The sequence below is a fragment of the Hydrogenophaga palleronii NBRC 102513 genome, from assembly GCF_001571225.1.
GTDB classification, from domain to species: domain Bacteria; phylum Pseudomonadota; class Gammaproteobacteria; order Burkholderiales; family Burkholderiaceae_C; genus Hydrogenophaga; species Hydrogenophaga palleronii.
The window spans coordinates 135,417-151,829 of sequence record NZ_BCTJ01000003.1 but is presented as its reverse complement, the minus strand read 5'-3'; the positions used below and the strand labels follow the sequence as shown (position 1 = coordinate 151,829).

At 69.2% G+C, this 16,413-nt stretch carries 14 protein-coding genes and 1 other RNA gene; 9 read left to right on the top strand and 6 right to left on the bottom strand.

Going from position 1 to position 16,413, the window contains the following annotated elements; translation table 11 throughout:
* The first annotated feature begins 31 nt into the window (after positions 1-31).
* From HPA01S_RS04245 to htpX, 3 genes are all read left to right on the top strand, one after another.
* The gene (locus HPA01S_RS04245) at positions 32-787 is read left to right on the top strand and encodes a DUF3025 domain-containing protein (RefSeq protein ID WP_084360453.1); all 756 of its coding nucleotides are present in this window, start codon (positions 32-34) and stop codon (positions 785-787) included.
* Entirely contained in the window at positions 784-2,181 is a 1,398-nt protein-coding gene (locus HPA01S_RS04240) for a glutamine synthetase family protein (RefSeq protein ID WP_218005322.1), read from the top strand. Before HPA01S_RS04245 ends, HPA01S_RS04240 begins: the two co-directional genes overlap by 4 nt.
* A gap of 118 nt (positions 2,182-2,299) precedes the next feature.
* Entirely contained in the window at positions 2,300-3,169 is an 870-nt protein-coding gene (gene htpX / locus HPA01S_RS04235) for a protease HtpX (RefSeq protein ID WP_066267067.1), read from the top strand.
* Between the two features lie 258 nt (positions 3,170-3,427).
* On the opposite strand, the gene HPA01S_RS04230 is transcribed toward htpX, so the two are convergent.
* Entirely contained in the window at positions 3,428-4,207 is a 780-nt protein-coding gene (locus tag HPA01S_RS04230) for a glycine zipper 2TM domain-containing protein (RefSeq protein ID WP_066267066.1), read from the bottom strand.
* Between the two features lie 80 nt (positions 4,208-4,287).
* Positions 4,288-5,382 carry a GlxA family transcriptional regulator gene (locus HPA01S_RS04225; protein WP_066267063.1) on the bottom strand — a complete coding sequence of 365 codons (1,095 nt, stop codon included), beginning with the start codon at positions 5,380-5,382 and terminating at the stop codon, positions 4,288-4,290.
* A gap of 110 nt (positions 5,383-5,492) precedes the next feature.
* Here HPA01S_RS04225 and HPA01S_RS04220 point away from each other — a divergent pair, with 110 nt between their 5' ends.
* Positions 5,493-6,839 carry an amidohydrolase gene (locus HPA01S_RS04220; protein ID WP_066267061.1) on the top strand — a complete coding sequence of 449 codons (1,347 nt, stop codon included), beginning with the start codon at positions 5,493-5,495 and terminating at the stop codon, positions 6,837-6,839.
* On the opposite strand, the gene HPA01S_RS04215 is transcribed toward HPA01S_RS04220, so the two are convergent.
* Positions 6,826-8,652 (bottom strand): NAD(P)/FAD-dependent oxidoreductase, encoded by a 1,827-nt coding sequence (locus tag HPA01S_RS04215; protein WP_066267059.1) that lies wholly within the window; start codon positions 8,650-8,652, stop codon positions 6,826-6,828. The two genes, HPA01S_RS04220 and HPA01S_RS04215, sit on opposite strands and share 14 nt — an antisense overlap.
* A gap of 136 nt (positions 8,653-8,788) precedes the next feature.
* Between HPA01S_RS04215 and HPA01S_RS04210 the strand changes: the two genes are divergently transcribed.
* From HPA01S_RS04210 to rnpB, 3 genes are all read left to right on the top strand, one after another.
* The gene (locus tag HPA01S_RS04210) at positions 8,789-9,412 is read left to right on the top strand and encodes a DUF2239 family protein (RefSeq protein ID WP_066267055.1); all 624 of its coding nucleotides are present in this window, start codon (positions 8,789-8,791) and stop codon (positions 9,410-9,412) included.
* Positions 9,413-9,436: 24 nt separating this feature from the next.
* Complete coding sequence (locus tag HPA01S_RS04205) at positions 9,437-10,804, top strand: MATE family efflux transporter (protein WP_066267053.1); 1,368 nt, start codon at positions 9,437-9,439, stop codon at positions 10,802-10,804.
* A 33-nt stretch (positions 10,805-10,837) separates the two neighbouring features.
* Positions 10,838-11,187: RNase P RNA component class A (gene rnpB / locus HPA01S_RS04200), an RNA gene on the top strand.
* Positions 11,188-11,291: 104 nt separating this feature from the next.
* Here the strand turns inward: rnpB and HPA01S_RS04195 are convergent.
* Positions 11,292-12,194, bottom strand: coding sequence for a LysR family transcriptional regulator (locus HPA01S_RS04195; RefSeq protein WP_066267051.1), 903 nt, complete (start codon positions 12,192-12,194; stop codon positions 11,292-11,294).
* Positions 12,195-12,305: 111 nt separating this feature from the next.
* Between HPA01S_RS04195 and HPA01S_RS04190 the strand changes: the two genes are divergently transcribed.
* Positions 12,306-13,310: a bile acid:sodium symporter family protein gene (locus HPA01S_RS04190; RefSeq protein WP_066267048.1), complete on the top strand. Its 1,005-nt coding sequence runs from the start codon at positions 12,306-12,308 to the stop codon at positions 13,308-13,310.
* Here HPA01S_RS04190 and HPA01S_RS04185 read toward each other — a convergent pair.
* Complete coding sequence (locus HPA01S_RS04185; protein ID WP_066267045.1) at positions 13,307-13,705, bottom strand: low affinity iron permease family protein; 399 nt, start codon at positions 13,703-13,705, stop codon at positions 13,307-13,309. The two genes, HPA01S_RS04190 and HPA01S_RS04185, sit on opposite strands and share 4 nt — an antisense overlap.
* 17 nt (positions 13,706-13,722) lie before the next feature.
* Positions 13,723-15,444, bottom strand: a complete 1,722-nt coding sequence (locus HPA01S_RS04180) for an MBL fold metallo-hydrolase (RefSeq protein WP_066267040.1) — start codon at positions 15,442-15,444, stop codon at positions 13,723-13,725.
* Positions 15,445-15,511: 67 nt separating this feature from the next.
* Here HPA01S_RS04180 and dapF point away from each other — a divergent pair, with 67 nt between their 5' ends.
* On the top strand, positions 15,512-16,387 hold the full coding sequence (gene dapF, locus HPA01S_RS04175) for a diaminopimelate epimerase (RefSeq protein WP_066267036.1): 876 nt from the start codon (positions 15,512-15,514) through the stop codon (positions 16,385-16,387).
* The last annotated feature ends 26 nt before the right edge of the window (positions 16,388-16,413 follow it).

Here is a 16,413-nt window from a genome sequence, read left to right as displayed (position 1 = left end):
ACACAACATCGCTTGTCGGGAAGATGACTCTTTGATCGACTGGAGTGCCGAGTGGTATGTACCGTACCGTGTGACTGCAGAATCCTGTGTCTGGCATGCCGGGTTTGGCTATGAACACCACGAGGTTTTAAATCGCTTGGGCCCGTGCCCGAAGCGCTTCGTCCCGCAAACCGAGCTGCCCGCCGGTACCGCCTACGAGCAGTTCATCTTCGACACCGGCTGCGTGCCCACGCGCAACAACCTGCACGACTTTTTCAACGGCCTGTGCTGGTTGCGTTTTCCGCTCACCAAGCAGCGGCTCAACCACCTGCAGGCGGCGCAGATCGCGGCGGCGGGTGTGGGTGCCGTGCGTGGCCCGGTGCGCGACGCGCTGACCCTGTTCGACGAAAACGCCGCGCTGCTGCAGGCGCCGCCGGCCTTGTGGGACGCCTTGCTGGCGCGCGACTGGTTTCGCCTGTGCGTGACGCTGCGCCCGCTGTGGGCCGAGGCGCGGCTGGTGCTGTTCGGCCATGCGCTGCTGGAAAAACTGGTCACGCCCTACAAATCCATCACGGCCCACGTGTTCCGCGAACCGGTGCCCCTGCACCTGGGTGACGACCTCGTGGCCTGGGATGGCTGGCTGGCCGGGTGCCTGAACGCGCCGCTGCTGGCCGGCAAACCCTTCACGCCGCTGCCGGTGCTGGGCGTGCCGGGCTGGTGCCCGGACAACCACGATCCCGCTTACTATGCCGACGCCAGCGTGTTCCGACCGCCGCGCCCCGCCAACGCCCTGATGGACAAAGCATGACCACCCAGCCCGCCGCCACCGCCATCACTTCCTGGTCCCGCCTGAACCTGGCGCAGGACGCCGACCGCGCCGAGCTCGCGGCGCATTTCCGCGCCAGCGGCGTGCGCGACGTGGAGTGCCTGTTCGCCGACGTCACCGGTTACCCACGCGGCAAGCTGATGCCGGCGGCCAGCTTTGCCGCTGGCGGCGAACTGCGCATCTGCCAGGCCATTCCCATGCAGTGCGTGACCGGCGAGTACTCCTACGACCCGATCTTTCCCGACAGCGACCCCGACGTGCGCCTGGTGCCCGACCTGGCCACGCTGCTGCGTGCGCCCTGGGCCAGCGTGCCGCGTTACCTCGCGGTGCACGACTGCGTGGAGCTGGACGGCAGCCTGTGCGAGTTTGCGCCGCGCTCGGTGCTGAAGAACGTGGTGGCGCGTTACCAGGCGCGCGGCCTCACGCCGGTGGTGGCGCCCGAGATCGAGTTCTACCTGACCGCCGCCATGACCGACCCCACGCAGCCGCTGAGCGCGCCGCTCGGGCGCGGTGGCCGGCCCGAGGTGGGCCAGTCGGCCTTCAGCCTGAATGCACTCAACGAGCTGGCGCCGTTCTGGGACGCGTTCCACGCCGCCATCGATGCGCTGGGCATCCGCGCCGACACCTGGCTGCACGAGGTCGGGCCCAGCCAGTACGAAATCAACCTGCTGCATGGCGACCCGGTGGCGGTGGCCGACCAGGCCTTCCTGTTCAAGACCGCCGCGCGCGAGATCGCGCTGCAGCACGGGCTGAACGCGGTCTTCATGGCCAAGCCGCTGGCCGGCGAGGCCGGCAGCTCGATGCACCTGCACCAGAGCGTGGTGGACGCGCAAGGCCGCAACATCTTCAGCCAGGCCGACGGCAGCGAGAGCGAGGCCTTCCTGCATTACATCGCCGGCCTGCAGGCCTACACGCCCGATCTCACGCTGATCTACGCACCCACCGTCAACTCCTACCGGCGTTATGTGACGGGCAGCCAGGCGCCGATCAACGTCGAGTGGGGCCACGACAACCGCACCGCCGGCCTGCGCGTGCCGGTCAGCCCGCCGGTGGCGCGCCGGGTGGAGAACCGCCTGGCCGGCGCCGACGCCAACCCGTACCTGGCCATGGCCGCGACGCTGGCCGCTGGCCTGGCGGGCATGGAAGAGCGCCTGTCGCCGGGCGCGCCGGTGCAGGGCAACGGGTATGACCTGCCGCGCGGATTGCCGCGAACTTTTTCCGCCGCCCACGAACAAATGGCGCAGAGCGGCCATGCGCCGCGGTTGCTCGGAGAGCGTTTCGTGCGCGCATACGTGGCGGTCAAGGCGCTGGAGCACGACAGCTTCCTGAACGAGATCAGCGCCTGGGAGCGCCGCTTCCTGTTGCCGCAGGTCTGATGCCAGGGGGCCGGAAATCGTTGCGCGGTGGCGCTTGAACAGTGCCGCCACCGGCCCCACTTATCATCCCGCTGTCTGCCTTCGACACAGAATTCGACACAGAAAAACCGGAGTCCCCATGAAACGTGTTGTGCTATTTCTCCTGACCAACTTCGCCGTGATGGCGGTGTTGCTGATCACCACCCGCCTGCTGGGCGTGGACCGTTTCCTCACGGCCAACGGCCTGGATCTGCCACGCCTGGCGATCTTCTCGCTGGTCATCGGTTTCGGCGGCGCCACCATCTCGCTGCTGATGAGCAAGTTCATGGCCAAGCGCAGCACCGGCGCGCGCGTGATCAACCAGCCGCAGAATGCCGACGAAGCCTGGATCGTGGAAACCGTGCGCCGCTTCGCCGACAAGGCCGGCATCGGCATGCCCGAGGTCGCCATCTTCGACGGCGCACCCAATGCCTTCGCCACCGGCGCGTTCAAGAACTCGGCCCTGGTGGCGGTGTCCACCGGCCTGCTGCAGAACATGACCAAGGAAGAGGTCGAGGCGGTGATCGGCCACGAGGTGGCCCACGTGGCCAACGGTGACATGGTCACCATGACGCTGATCCAGGGCGTGATGAACACCTTCGTCGTGTTCCTGAGCCGCGTCATTGGCTACGCCGTGGATGCCTTCCTGCGCCGCGGCAGCGACAACAACTCCGGCCCCGGCATTGGCTACATGATCACCACGGTGGTGATGGACATCGTGCTCGGTTTTCTGGCCGCCATCATCGTGGCCTGGTTCAGCCGCCAGCGCGAGTACCGCGCCGACGCCGGTGCCGCCGACCTGATGGGGCGCAAGCAGCCCATGATCAACGCGCTGGCCCGCCTGGGTGGCCTGACGCCGGGCGAACTGCCCAAGACCATGCAGGCGCTGGGCATCACCGGCAACCTGGGCAAGCTGTTCTCGACCCACCCGCCGATCGAAGAGCGCATCGCTGCGCTGCAACGGAACTGACTCCCCCCTGCGCCGCTGACGCGGCTTCCCCCCTCCGTGGCGCGCCTGCGGCGCTTCGAGGGGGGGCGGCATCTTGGGCCGGCTGAGCCGTCCCTTGATGCCCCTGGATGAAGGCACTTGCGCCGGATGCGCTTCGCTTGACGGCTCACCACGAAAGGGCGCTGGCGATGGATCTCTGAAGGTTTGTTTGCCGGCCATAAAAAAAGCGACCCTCGGGTCGCTTTTTTGTTGGGGCTTGGGCCCAGGGCCTCGTTGGTCTCAGCGGTTGCGTTCCCGTTGCAGTTCCCGTTCCCAGCGGCCGTTGTCGGGCCGGTTGTCCGGGCGGTTGTCGTGGCGCCAGTTGTCACGGCGGTCGCGGCGGTCGATGTAGACGTCGTTGCGTGGGCGTGGCTGGTAACCCGGACCCCAGCGGTAGCCGTGGATCGGCATCACCGTGCCGGGGTGCGGGTAGTAGGTGGTGCCGATGGTGATGCGGGTGCTCGGCTCCACGTACTGCACCTGGGGCTGGTACGAGGGGTAGACCACGGCCGGCGGCGGGGGCGGCGGCATGGGCATGGCGTCGGCCGGCGAGACGTTCAGGCGCACGTAGCGGCCCGGGTCTTGCGGCATCTGCGTGCGGTACTGGCGGCCGGCGTACTCGTAGACCACGTCGTAGGCCACGGTGCGGTTTTCGTAGAAGGTCTGCGTGCCGCACTGGCGGTAGGTTTCGGTGTAGGGCTGGCTCGGGCCTTCGATGCGGTTGCCCAGCATCGCGCCGCCGATCAGGCCGATCACGGTGGCGGCGGCACGGCCGCTGCCGTCGCCGATGGCATTGCCCATCGCACCACCGGCGATGCCGCCGAGCAGCGCGCCGGCGCCGGATTTCTGGCCGGGGTAGGTCACCTGCTGGTCGCCGCACACCTCGCGCGGCACGGCCACCTGCTGGATCACGGGCGTGCTGCTGATGACGCGGCCTTGTTCATCCTGCGCCTGCGCCAGACCACTGCCGGCGAGGGCGAGCAGGCCGGTCATCACGGGGATCAGAACGGGGGTTTTCATGAGGGTCTCCTGTGGGATGCGTGGAGCATGCGCCGCTTGTGTCAATTGCACATGCACCCCATGTAAAGATTCGTGTCGTCTTACGCAGTTCCCGGCCGTTTGGCGGCCAGGCGCAGGGCCGCCAGGGCGGCGTCGGCGCTGGCGCCGGTGTCCACCCGCCAGCGCCTGCGCGGCGCGCGCAGGGCGTGGCGTTCGCGGTAGGCCGAGGGCGTCAGGCCGGTGTGGCGCACGAAGATGCGCCGGAATGCCGCCGGGTCGGCGTAGCCGCAGGCCACGGCAACGGTGGGCACGCTCTCCAGCGTGATCTCCAGCAGCACCCGGGCGCGGGCGCAGCGCAGGGCGTGCAGGTGGTCCAGCGGCGAGTGCCCGAGCTCCTGCCGGAAGTGGCGCAGCAGGGTGCGTGGGCTCACCGCGGCGGCGGTGGCCAGGGCGGCCAGATCGTAGGGCTGCTCCACATGCTGCTCCATCCAGGCGATGGCGCGCGCCAGCGTGCTGTCGCGTGTGTTCGGGATGGCGTGCGAGGCCTGGGCGGCGGCGCTTTCGCGTTCGCGGTCGGGCTGCAGCACGACGGCCAGCGCCTGCGCCGCATCGGCCCCGAGTGCGCGCCGGGTGAGCGCGATGGCGAGCGGGCCGAGGTCGCCGGGGTAGGCCGCGCTGAGCCAGGCGCCGTCTTCGCAGAAGCCCTGGCCGGCCACGGGCCGCAGGCCGGGCGCGTCGCGGGCGATGGCGGCGACGTAGTACCAGGCGAGCGCCAGGCGGTGGTGGTCCAGCCGCCCGCTGAAGGCGGCGAACCAGGCGGCGTTGCCCAGCGTGCAGACCAGGCCGCCGGTGTCGACCAGATGCGCGACGCGCTGGCCGAGCGCACGCTGTGCGCGCACCGTTTCGCGGATGGACGGGATCTCGGCCAGGTGCAGCGGCGGGATGAAGAGCGCGCTGGCCGGTGTGTCGCCCCCATCGCCTTCGGCGGCCAGGCCACGCAGCAGGCCGGTTTCGGCCGGCAGCGGCTGGCCGCCGGCCTGCACGAAGCGCCAGGCCATGCGCGGCGCGCGTGCACCCAGGCGCAGGCGGGCCAGCAGGTTGGCGGTGCGCAGCAACTCCACCAGCGCCAGCGCATGGCCGGGTGCGCTGTCGGGCAGCACGGCGATGTCGATCACGAAAGGCTTGGGGGCGGGCATGGGTGGCGGGGTGGCTGGATCGGCTTGCTGAATGGCGATATTAGCTTTGCCAAAGGGGGCTGCCACCCGTAGCATGGGCGGCTTCATCATCCCGTCACGGACCCTTCACGATGCGCCTGTCTTTCACGCCTTCCACGCTCGCTTCGGCCCTGCTGGCCAGCTCGGTGCTGACGCTCACGCTGCCCGCTGCCGCGCAGTCGCTCGACGCCGCCGGCTTCCAGCAGATCGAGACCGCCGTCAACGCGCTGGCACCGAAGATGGTGGCCTGGCGGCGCGACATCCACGAACACCCTGAACTCTCGGGCCAGGAAGAGCGCACCGCCAAGCTGGTGGCCGCCCACCTGCGCCACCTGGGGATGGAGGTGCAGACCGGCGTGGGCGGCACCGGCGTGGTGGGCACGCTGCGCGGCGGCCTGCCGGGCAAGGTGGTGGCGCTGCGCGCCGACATGGACGCGCTGCCGGTGGAAGAAAAGACCGGCCTGCCGTTCGCGTCGAAACAGAAGGCGCAGTACCACGGCAAGGAAGTGCCGGTGATGCACGCCTGCGGCCACGACGCCCATGTGGCCATGCTGATGGGCGCGGCCGAAGCGCTGGCCGGCATGCGCGCACGCCTGCCCGGCACGGTGAAGTTCATCTTCCAGCCGGCTGAAGAGGGTGCGCCGGTGGTGCCGGACTCCAATGGCAAGGTGCCGAGCTTCGGTGCCAAGTCCATGGTGGAGGCCGGTGCGCTGAAAGACGTGCAGGCCATCTACGGCCTGCACATCACCTCCAACCTGCCTTCGGGTGTGGTGGGTTACCGCAGCGGCCCGCTGATGGCCGGGTCCGACAGTTTGAGCATCCAGATCGACGGCCGTGGCGGCCACGGGTCTTCGCCCTGGATGGCGGTCGATCCGGTGGTGGCGTCCAGCCAGGTGGTGCTGGGCCTGCAGACGGTGGTGAGCCGCCAGCTCAACATCAGCAAGGAGCCGGCGGTGATCACCATCGGCTCGATTCACGGCGGCACGCGCTACAACATCATTCCCGACAGCGTGGAGATGCTGGGCACGCTGCGCACCTTCGACGAAGAGATGCGCGCCGAGGCGATGAAGCGCATCGTGACCACCGCCGAATCCATCGCCGCCTCCAGCGGCGCCAAGGCGCGTGTCACCTTCGGGCCGGTGGCCTACCCCGTCACCACCAACCCGGCCGCGCTCACCGAGGCTTCGTTGCCTGCGTTGCGCGAGACCATGGGCGGCAAGGTCATGATCATTCCCAAGGTCAGCGGCTCGGAAGACTTCTCGGAGTTCCAGAAAGTGGTGCCGGGCTTCTTCTACTTCCTGGGCGCGCCGCAGCAGGGGCAGGACTTCGCCAAGGCGCCGTCCAACCACTCGCCGCTGTTCGACATCGACGAAGCCCAGTTGCCGGTGGGCGCGCGCTCGCTGGCCGCGCTGGCGGTGGATTTCCTCAAGCGCCCGTGAGCAGTTCGCGCGCCAGCGCCTCGGCCACTTTCAGCCCGTCCACACCGGCCGACAGGATGCCGCCGGCGTAACCCGCGCCTTCGCCGGCCGGGTACAGGCCGCGCGTGTTCAGGCTCTGGCAGTCGTCGCCCCGCGTGAGGCGCAGTGGCGACGAGGTGCGTGTTTCCACGCCGGTGAGCACCGCGTCGGCCATGTCGTAGCCCTTGATCTTGCGGCCGAACACCGGCACCGCCTCGCGCATGGCCTCGATGGCGTAGGCGGGCAGGGCGGGGGCGAGGTCACCCAGCTTCACACCCGGCTGGTACGAGGGCATCACCTCGCCGAGCGCGCTGGACGGACGCTGCAGCAGGAAGTCGCCCACCAGCTGGCCCGGTGCTTCGTAGGTGCCGCCACCCAGCGTGTAGGCGCGCGCTTCGAGTTCACGCTGCAGCACGATGCCGGCCAGCGGGTGCGGCTTGCCTTGCGCGGCGAGCTGCTGCGCCTGGCCCGCGTAACGTGTGCCGTCGGCCTCGCCGAAGGCGGCGGTCCACAGCGGCATGTCCTGCGGGAAGCTTTGCGGAAAGTCCACCGGCTCGATGCCGACCACCAGGCCGGCGTTGGCATTGCGTTCGTTGCGCGAGTACTGGCTCATGCCGTTGGTGACCACGCGGCCGGGCTCGGAGGTGGCGGCCACCACCATGCCGCCCGGGCACATGCAGAAGCTGTAGACCGCGCGCCCGTTCTTCGCGTGGTGCACCAGCTTGTAGTCGGCCGCGCCCAGCAGCGGGTGGCCGGCGTGGCGGCCCCAGCGCGCGCGGTCGATCACGCCCTGCGGGTGCTCGATGCGGAAGCCGACGGAGAAGGGTTTGGCTTCCATGAACACGCCGGCGTCCCACAGCAGCGCGAAGGTGTCGCGCGAGCTGTGGCCGAGCGCCAGCACCACGTGCTGAACCGGCATCTGCACCGTGTCGCCGTGTTCGAAGCGGCGCACTTGCAATTGCGTGATGCGCTGCTGGCCGTTGGCGTCGTGCGCCAGCGTGATGCCGCTGACCTGGTGCTGGAAACGGATTTCGCCACCGAGCGCGACGATCTTCTCGCGCATGGCCTCGACCACGCGCACCAGCTTGAAGGTGCCGATGTGCGGGTGCGCGGTGTACAGGATTTCGGGCGGCGCGCCGGCATCGACGAATTCCTGCATGACCTTGCGGCCGAGGAAACGCGGGTCCTTGATCTGGCTGTAGAGCTTGCCGTCGGAGAACAGGCCGGCGCCGCCCTCGCCGTACTGCACGTTGCTCTCGGGGTTGAGCACCTGCTTGCGCCACAGGCCCCAGGTGTCCTTGGTGCGCTCGCGCACCGGCTTGCCGCGTTCGAGCACGATGGGCTTGAACCCCATCTGTGCCAGCGCCAATGCGGTGAACAGGCCGCAGGGCCCGAGGCCCACCACCACCGGGCGTTCGCTCTCGTCCCCCGGCCAGTGCGCGGGTGCGTGGCCGGGGGCGTGCCAGGCCATGTTGGGCGTGGGCTGCACATGCGGCTTGCCGGCGTGGGTGGCGAGCAGGGCGGCGGTGTGGGCCGGATCGCCCAGCGTGACGTCGACGATGTACACCGCCAGCAGGTCGGCCTTGCGCGCATCGAAGCTGCGCTTGAAGACGTGCAGGTGGGCAATCTGTTCCGGCGCAATGCCGAGTGCGTCCGCGGCCAGGGCGGTGAGGGCGGCCACCGGGTGCGGCGGCGGCAGGCGGTCGTCGTCGGTTTCGCTCGGTGCGTCGGCGGCGCGGCGCTCTTCGGCCGGCAGGGCGGCCAGGGGGAGTTTGAGTTCGGAGAGGCGGATCATGGTCGTGGGGCTTGTGTTGATCAAGCAGAGGACGGAGCCCCCGTATTGTCGCCAATGCCCCACGAGGTATTTTTTTGGGGTGGGTTGAAAATAAACCCGGGTAAAAACAAAAGACCCGGGTAGAATCTGCGGCATCATGCAAACCGATCCCTCTCCCATCCCCCTGTTGCCGAGTTGCACCGCCTTTCTGCAAGGGCAGCGCGTGGCCTTCGGCCCTTATCCCGAGGTGGCCCGTGCGCTGGCCGGGCTCGACCTTTCCGCCGGCGGCCTGCTGGTGTTCGACGACCAGAGCGGTGCCCAGGTGGACTACCCCTGGCCGACCGAAGTGCCGGGTGCGCCGGCAGCGCCCGACGAAGAACCGGTGGCCGCCGCGAGCGCGGCCGCTGCACCCCAGGTGGGCCGGCCGCGCATGGGCGTGGTGGCGCGAGAGGTGACGCTGCTGCCGCGCCACTGGGCCTGGTTGTCGCACCAGCCCGGCGGCGCCTCGGCCGCCTTGCGCCGCCTGGTGGAGGAAGCGCGCCGCACGCACGCCGCGCGCGACGGCTCGCGCCTGGCCAAGGAGCGCGCCTACCGTTTCATGAGCGCCATCGCCAGCGGCTACGCCGGTTTTGAAGAAGCTTCGCGTGCGCTGTTCGCGCAGGACGCCGAGGCCTTCCACCAGCGCATCGCGGCCTGGCCACCCGCCGTGCAGGCGCACCTGGCCTGGCTGGCGCGCGATGCGTTCGATACCCCACACCCCAGCGAGGCGCAAGCCGGCTGACCCCCGTTTTTTCTGAAAGCGTTCATGGCTTCTTCCCCTCCCGCCGCTCCCAAAGGCCCGCTCTGGCGGATCTACCTCGTGTTCCTCGTGCCCATGGTGTTGTCCAACATCCTGCAGGGCCTGCAGGGCACCATCAACGGCATCTACATCGGCCAGATGCTGGGCACGCACGCGCTGGCCGCGGTCTCGGGCATGTTCCCGATCGTGTTCTTCTTCATCTCGCTGGTGATCGGCATCGGCGCCGGTGCCTCGGTGTTGATTGGCCAGGCCTGGGGCGCGCGCGAGCCGCACAAGGTCAAGGCCATCGCCGGCACGGCGCTGGTGCTGGGCGCCCTGATCGGCCTGGTGGCGGCGGTGCTGGGCGTGGTGTTTGCGCGCCCGGCCCTGCAGGCGCTGGGCACGCCGCTGGACGTGATCGACGACGCCGTGGCCTATGCGCGTGTGATGCTGCTCATCATGCCGGTGCTGCTGGTGTTCATCCTGTTCACGCAGTTGCTGCGCGGCGTGAGCGACACCGTGTCGCCGCTGTTCGCGCTGATGCTGTCGACGGTGGTCGGCCTGCTGGTCACGCCGGCGCTGATCCAGGGCTGGCTCGGCCTGCCGCGCCTGGGCATCCAGAGTGCGGCTTATGCGGGGCTGGTGTCGTACGCGACGGCGCTGGGTTTTCTGGTCTGGCGCCTGCGGCGGCTGAAGCACGTGCTGGCATTCGACCGCGAACTGCTCGCCGCGCTGCGGCTGGACCGCGTGATCCTCGGCAAGGTGATGCGCATCGGCCTGCCGACCGGCATGCAGATGGTGGTGATCTCGATGTCCGAGCTGGTCATCCTCGCGCTGGTCAACGGCCACGGCTCGCAGGCCACGGCGGCCTACGGCGCGGTGACGCAGATCGTCAACTACGTGCAGTTCCCGGCACTGTCGATTGCCATCACCGCCTCCATCCTGGCAGCGCAGTCCATCGGCGCAGGCCGCGTGGAGCGCCTGAGCCCGATCCTGCGCACCGGCCTGTGGCTCAACGCCGTCATCACCGGTGGCCTGGTGCTGCTCGGTTATGCGCTCTCGAACCTCCTGCTGGGCCTGTTCCTGACGCAGCCCGAGGTGCTCGCGCAGGCCGACCACCTGCTGCACATCATGCTGTGGAGCATTCTGGTGTTCGGCTTCCAGGCGGTGGTGGGCGGCATCATGCGCGCCAGCGGCGTGGTGATGGTGCCGATGGCGATCTCCGTCTTCAGCATCCTGGTGGTGCAGCTGCCGGTGGCCTACCTGCTCGACGCCCACATGGGCCTGGCGGGTGTGTGGGTGGCGTTCCCGGTGGCCTACATCGTGATGCTGGTGCTGCAGAGTGCCTTCTACCAACTGGTGTGGCGGCACCGCAGGATCGAGCGCCTGGTCTGAGGCCGGCCCGAAGCGTGGGACAATCCGCCCCGTGAAGCGCGCCAGGCCGCCGCTGGCACGTCGCCCGAAAGGGTGTGCTGGAGGAACGTCCGGACTGCACAGGACAGCGTAGGAGGTAACACCTCTCCACCGACAAGCCCCGAGGGTTCGCCCGAAGGGCCCTAAGGTGAGGATCAGAGCAACAGAGACGAGCCGATTCAGTTCGGGTGAAACGGGCAATCTCTACGCGCAGCAATACCAAATAGGCCAGCGTTGACGTGGTTCCGCGGAGCTGGCGGGTAGGTAGCACCGAGCCGGGTGGGCGACCCCCGGCCCAGATGAATGGCGGTCACATCCGGGGCAACCCGGATGCACAGAATCCGGCGTAACGGCGCGCTTCACACTTTTCCGGCAGAGGCCTTCTGCCTCAGCGCTTCCGTCACCGCACTCGCCAGCGGCGGGTGCGTCTTCTTCCCCCCACACACACAGCAAGCATCAGGCCGCGCGGCTATGCACGTGCGCGCTCTCGTGCCACGCCACGCACCAGCGCCCAGGCCAGCTCGGCCACCGGCGACAGGGTGCGGTTGGCGCGGCGCACCAGCGTGATGTCGCGGTCGATGCGGGGCAGCAGGGGTCGCATCACCAGGCCTTGCAAGCCGGCCGGTGGCAGGGCGAGCGTGGGCACCACCGAGATGCCGAGGCCGGCGTCGAGCATGCGGAAGATGGTGGTGACATGGCCCACCTCCTGCACCACCGAGGCCGTCACCGTGTGCTGGCGCAGGGCATCGTCGATCAGGCGGCGGCTGCCCGAGGCGTGGTCCAGCAGCACCAGCGGCTCACCGGCCAGATCCCCCCACTTCGCACCGCCGCGCCGCCGCGCCAGCCGGTGCGTGGGCGGGCAGACCAGCACGAAGGGCTCGGTCAGCACCGCTTCGGCATGCAGATCGTCGGCGGGGCCGGGGTCGATGACGACGCCGAAATCGACCTCGCCCGAGCGCACGCTGGCCAGCGCATCGTGCTGCATGCGGTCGAGCAGCAGCAGCGCCAGCCCGGGGTGTTCGTCGCGGCAGCGTGCGATGCACTCGGGCAGCAGGTTGGCCGACAGGGTCGGGCTGCTGGCCACACGCACCCGGCCCTGCCGTTGCTGGGCCTTGCCGCGCGTGTCCTGCAGCACCGCGTCCAGGTCTTCCAGCGCACGTTCCAGCCGCACCGCCAGGCTGCGCCCGCCGTCGGTGAGCAGCACCTCGCGGGTGGTGCGGTCGAGCAGCTTGAGGCCCAGCTGCTGTTCCAGTTCGGTGATGCAGCGGCTCACCGCCGGCTGGCTCAGCCCCACCTGCGCGCCGGCGCGGGTGAAGTTGCCGTGGCGGGCGACGGCCTGGAACACGCGCAGCTGGCGCAGGCTCACATTCATATCAATGATTCATCAATAGATCAGACAAATGCATTTTACGTAGGCCGTTGTCTCGGGTCCAATGGCGCTCCCTACAGCCTTCAAAGGCGCCGCGCGCGCCCCTCGTTTGCCATGGCCCGCTCCCGCCTGCTGCCCGACAACTTCACGATCTACCTGGTCACCACCGTCATCCTGGCCAGCCTGCTGCCGGCCTCGGGCCGCTTCGCGCAGGTGCTGGAGGTGGCGACCACCGTGGCGGTCAGCCTGCTGTTTTTCCTGCACGGCGCCAAGCTCTCGCGCCCGGCAATCTGGGCCGGCCTGGGCCACTGGCGCCTGCAGCTGATGGTGGTGGCCAGCACCTTCGTGCTGTTCCCGCTGCTGGGTTGGGCCTTGCGGCCGCTGCTGGAGCCGCTGGTGACGCGCGACCTGTACACCGGCATCCTGTTCCTGTGTGCGCTGCCGGCCACGGTGCAGTCGGCGATTGCCTTCGTGTCGATGGCGCGTGGCAACATCCCGGCGGCGATCTGCAGCGCCTCGGCCTCCACACTGCTGGGCGTGGTGTTCACGCCGTTGGTGGTGGGCCTGCTGCTGACGCAGAACGCGGTGATGGGCGACCCGTTGGAGGCCATCGGCCGCATCGGCCTGCAGCTGCTGCTGCCTTTCGTGGTCGGCCACCTGATGCGCCCGCTGATCTCCGGTTTCCTGCAGCGCCGCGGCGCGGTCATGAAGGTGGTGGACCAGGGCTCCATCCTGCTGGTGGTGTACGCCGCCTTCAGCCACGCGGTGATCGACGGCCTGTGGTCGCAGGTGCCGCTGACCGCACTGCTGGGCTTGCTGGTGGTGTGTGCGGTGCTGCTGGGCCTGGTGTTGACCATCACCACCTGGAGCGCGCGGCGGCTGGGCTTCTCGAAGGAAGACGAGATCACCATCGTCTTCTGCGGCTCAAAGAAGAGCCTGGTCAGCGGTGTGCCGATGGCCAACGTGCTCTTCGCCGCCAACGTGGCCGGCGCCATCGTGCTGCCGCTGATGCTGTTCCACCAGATGCAGCTGATGGTGTGCGCGCTGCTGGCACAGCGGTATGCGCGCCGCCCCGAGCCTGCTGCCAGCGCGGCGCTGGAAGAGGCGAAGCAGACCTAAGCCTCCGGGCTGTCGGTGTCGGCATCGCCTTGCGTGAGCCGCGTCCGCGCCGCGGCGGCCAGCGCTTCGTACTTGTCGCGAAACGCCTCCAGTTCTTCCAGATCCAGCAGGGCGTTGTGTGCGCCCCGGGTGGCGCGGATGAGTTCGTCCAGCTTCACCTGGATCGCCTGCGTGTCGCGGTTCTGCGTGTTCTGGATCAGGAACACCATCAGGAAGGTGACGATGGTGGTGCCGGTGTTGATCACCAGTTGCCAGGTGTCGCTGAAGTGGAACAGCGGCCCGGTCACCAGCCACACCAGGATCAGCGCCACGGCCAGCGTGAAGATGGGTGGGCGGCCGCAGAAGTGCGAGGCCGATTTGGCGAAGCGCGAGTACCAGCTGGACGATCGAGCCATGGTCTCGCTCCGTCGGTTCAAAGGTTGAAGCCGCCCAGGCTCTGGATGCGTTCCACGTGCGCCATCAGCGAACGTTTGGCCACCGGCCAGAGGCGCTCTGGCACGTCGTCGTAGGCCAGCTTCACCCAGTCGTCGGGGGAGCCTTCGGGCGCGGCCTGCATGGCGCGCGCCACCTTGGCCTCGCGTTGCAGGCGGTGTGCCTTGAGGTGGGCAATCGCCGCACGCGCGCCACCCAGGGGCGGTGCGCTCGGGTTGTCGGCGCTGCGTCGCAGGTCGCCCAACACGTAGCCGTGCGCCGGCAGCAGGAACTCGATGCCGTGGCGCTCGCACAGCGCGTCGAGCTTGTCGAGCGAGTCGAGGTAGGCCGCCATGTTGCCGTCGGGCGGGTCGATCACGGTGGTGCTGCCGTTGAGGATGTGGTCGCCGGTGAACAGCAGGCCGTCTTCCAGCAGCGCCAGGCACAGGTGGTTGGCGGCGTGGCCCGGCGTGTGCACCACTTCGAGCGTGTGCGACACGGTGGCCTCGCCCGACTGTCCGAGCAGCACCAGCTGCTCGCCGTCGGCCAGTTCCCGTTCGGGTGTGAAGCGGCTGTTCTCGCGTGAGGTGCTGGCGCTGGCCAGGCCGAGGATGGGGGGCTTCTCCAGGCCAGCCGCCACGCACAGGGCCTGCAGGCGAGGCGCGCCGGGCGAGTGGTCGGGGTGCGAATGGGTGCAGACAATGGCCTGGATGCGGCCGCCGGCCGCGCGCCACAGGCGTTCGATGTGGGCCGGTTCGTCCGGGCCCGGGTCGATCACGATGTGGCCGCTGGCCGGGTCACCCACCACATAACTGTTGGTGCCCGGGCCGGTCATGAAGCCGGGGTTGGGCGCGGTCAGGCGCTGCACGTTCTTCAGCAGCTGCACCGGTTGCTCGTGTTGCCAGTCCAGGCTGTGCGCGATCTGGCCGTCGGGGCAGACCATGGCGAGCTCGCCGAAGGAGGGCTCGTGCTCCATGTGGCGCGACTCGGCGCCGTGCGTCAGGCCGGCGCGCGGACAACTGGTCCACAGCGGTTCGTCGTTGCGGCCGCAGGCGTCGAGCACGGCCTGAACCGAGCCATAGGCCTGCAGGCGTTCCAGCGTGCGGATGGTCGGGAAGATGATGAAGAAGCTGCCGGCCTGGTGGCGCTCCAGCGCGTCGGCCGGGCGCACCCAGCAGGGCTCGAACTGTTCGGCTTCGTCGGCCACGGGCTGTTGGCCTTCGGGCATGCGGGCGACCAGAAAGGGCACGTCGAAACGGCGTGGCAGATCGCGGTCGGTGATCCAGTGCGCCAGCACGTACACGCCGGCGCCGTCGAGCCGCAGGCCTTTGGCTTCGCACTGCGTGGCAAACGGCGCCTTGCGGTCCAGCGTGGCAATGTCGCCGTCGTCCACCGGCGTGCCGTCGGCGCGGTGCGCGAGCAGCACACCGAGTTCTTCAAAACTCTCGCGGATGGCGGCGATGGCCTGCGTGAGGTGCAGGTCGCTCTGCGTGCTGCGGCGCGTGCTGATGCCGTGCGCCTGGGCATCGGTGGCGTCGATGCCACCGCCCGGGAACACGTAGGCGCCGGGCGCGAAGCTGGCCGTCATGGAACGGCGCGTCATCAGCACCTCGATGCCGGGGCGCGCCGGGTCGCTGCTGTCGCGCAGCAGCAGCACGGTGGCAGCGGGCCGCAGGCTGGCGAGCGCGCGGGACGGGTGCAGGAGTTGGGTAGGGCGGACCATGCGGGCATTTTGCGACAAGCAACCCTGCCGTGCAGAGGCACGGGCCTGTCGACGGATAATCGCGCCCATGCACATCCGGTTCACCAAGATGCAGGGCGCGGGCAACGACTTTGTCGTGCTCGACGAAACACGCGGCCAACTCGGGCTGAGCGCGGCGCAATACCGCTTCCTGGCCGACCGCCACTTCGGCGTCGGCGCCGACCAGATCCTGAGCGTGCGGCCTTCGCCCGGCGAAGGCCTGGACTTCGAATACGTGATCCACAACGCCGACGGCGGCCAGGTGGAACACTGCGGCAACGGTGCGCGCTGCTTCGTGCGCTACGTGCACGACAAGGGCCTGAGCGGTCGCAACCCGCTGCGCGTGAAAGTGCAGAACGGCGAGCTCGAGCTGCAGATGCACGCCGATGGCCGGGTCACGGTGGACATGGGCCCGCCTGTGTTCGATCTCGCCCGCGTGCCATTCGACAACACCGGCCTGGCTCCCGAGCCCATGGGCAACTACGAACGCTGGCCGCTGGCGCTGCCCTACGCGGGTGATGTGCCGGTGGCCGTGCTGTCCATGGGCAACCCCCATGCCGTGATGCTGGTGGACGACGTCAACACCGCGCCCGTGCCATCGTCCGGCCCGTGGATCGAAACGCATGAGCGTTTTCCGCAGCGTGTCAACGCCGGTTTCCTGCAGATCGTGAGCCGCAACGAGGTGCGCCTGCGGGTGCACGAGCGCGGTTCCGGCGAAACCCTGGCCTGCGGCACCGGCGCCTGCGCCGCGGTGGTGGCCGGCATCCGCCTGGGCCTGCTCGACAACGAGGTGGACGTGCACACCCGCGGCGGCGTGCTCACCATCAACTGGCAGGACAGCCCGCGCCACGACCAGCCGGTGCGCCTGACCGGCCCCGCCACCACGGTCTTCGACGGCGAGATCACCATCCCCGACCTCGCCTGATCCCCGCCACCGCACAGCCCGCACGC

Bases quoted from the DNA above. Each gene is read 5' to 3' on its own strand.
- HPA01S_RS04240 (WP_218005322.1), top strand. From the start codon at position 784: ATGACCACCCAGCCCGCCGCCACCGCCATCACTTCCTGGTCCCGCCTG.
- htpX (WP_066267067.1), top strand. From the start codon at position 2,300: ATGAAACGTGTTGTGCTATTTCTCCTGACCAACTTCGCCGTGATGGCG.
- HPA01S_RS04230 (WP_066267066.1), bottom strand. From the start codon at position 4,207: ATGAAAACCCCCGTTCTGATCCCCGTGATGACCGGCCTGCTCGCCCTC.
- HPA01S_RS04225 (WP_066267063.1), bottom strand. From the start codon at position 5,382: ATGCCCGCCCCCAAGCCTTTCGTGATCGACATCGCCGTGCTGCCCGAC.
- HPA01S_RS04220 (WP_066267061.1), top strand. From the start codon at position 5,493: ATGCGCCTGTCTTTCACGCCTTCCACGCTCGCTTCGGCCCTGCTGGCC.
- HPA01S_RS04215 (WP_066267059.1), bottom strand. From the start codon at position 8,652: ATGATCCGCCTCTCCGAACTCAAACTCCCCCTGGCCGCCCTGCCGGCC.
- HPA01S_RS04210 (WP_066267055.1), top strand. From the start codon at position 8,789: ATGCAAACCGATCCCTCTCCCATCCCCCTGTTGCCGAGTTGCACCGCC.
- HPA01S_RS04205 (WP_066267053.1), top strand. From the start codon at position 9,437: ATGGCTTCTTCCCCTCCCGCCGCTCCCAAAGGCCCGCTCTGGCGGATC.
- HPA01S_RS04195 (WP_066267051.1), bottom strand. From the start codon at position 12,194: ATGAATGTGAGCCTGCGCCAGCTGCGCGTGTTCCAGGCCGTCGCCCGC.
- HPA01S_RS04190 (WP_066267048.1), top strand. From the start codon at position 12,306: ATGGCCCGCTCCCGCCTGCTGCCCGACAACTTCACGATCTACCTGGTC.
- HPA01S_RS04185 (WP_066267045.1), bottom strand. From the start codon at position 13,705: ATGGCTCGATCGTCCAGCTGGTACTCGCGCTTCGCCAAATCGGCCTCG.
- HPA01S_RS04180 (WP_066267040.1), bottom strand. From the start codon at position 15,444: ATGGTCCGCCCTACCCAACTCCTGCACCCGTCCCGCGCGCTCGCCAGC.
- dapF (WP_066267036.1), top strand. From the start codon at position 15,512: ATGCACATCCGGTTCACCAAGATGCAGGGCGCGGGCAACGACTTTGTC.